This window comes from Haloarcula sp. Atlit-120R (assembly GCF_003665885.1).
Taxonomy (GTDB): domain Archaea; phylum Halobacteriota; class Halobacteria; order Halobacteriales; family Haloarculaceae; genus Haloarcula; species Haloarcula taiwanensis.
Genome location: NZ_QPLN01000115.1, coordinates 1 through 438, shown reverse-complemented (window position 1 = coordinate 438; position 438 = coordinate 1). Strand labels below are relative to the sequence as shown.

2 protein-coding genes are annotated in these 438 nt (G+C 65.3%); both read right to left on the bottom strand.

Annotated elements, in window-relative coordinates; genetic code table 11:
• Window positions 1-196: monovalent cation/H+ antiporter complex subunit F (locus DVK01_RS21490; protein WP_121538865.1), on the bottom strand; the 196-nt coding region annotated here is incomplete at its 3' end.
• Window positions 189-438 (bottom strand): Na+/H+ antiporter subunit E (locus DVK01_RS21485; RefSeq protein WP_199722425.1); only part of this gene is annotated, 250 nt, incomplete at its 5' end. The genes DVK01_RS21490 and DVK01_RS21485, both read right to left, overlap by 8 nt.

The window sequence follows — 438 nt, the reverse complement described above, 5'->3', positions numbered from 1 at the left end:
CCTGATTCGACCAGATAGCGTACAGGGCGGCGATGGCGACGACGTTCGTCCCGATGGTGTCGAGTGCGACGACGCGGTCCGGGACCGTCGGCCCGCGAATGACGCGATAGCTCACGAGGAGCGTCAGGCCGGCCGCGAGGACGAGCCCGGCGAAGAGCACGTCGTTCATCCACGTGAGGTACGCCGGGTCAGCCATGCCGCTCACCTCCCGCGACGGCCGCGGTCTTACTGTCCTCCCCGTTGGCCTGCGCTTGCGGTGCGGGGTCGCCGGGCTTCAGTTCTTCGTCGAAGATGACGAGTGCGTAGTCCTCCCACCGGCGAATCGGTTCGAGAATGCCGTCGAGGTCGCTCCCGTCGATGCTGTGCACGTACAGCGTGTTCGTGTCGTCGTCGTAGTCCATTGTCAACGTCCCCGGAGTGAGGGTGATACTGTTCGCA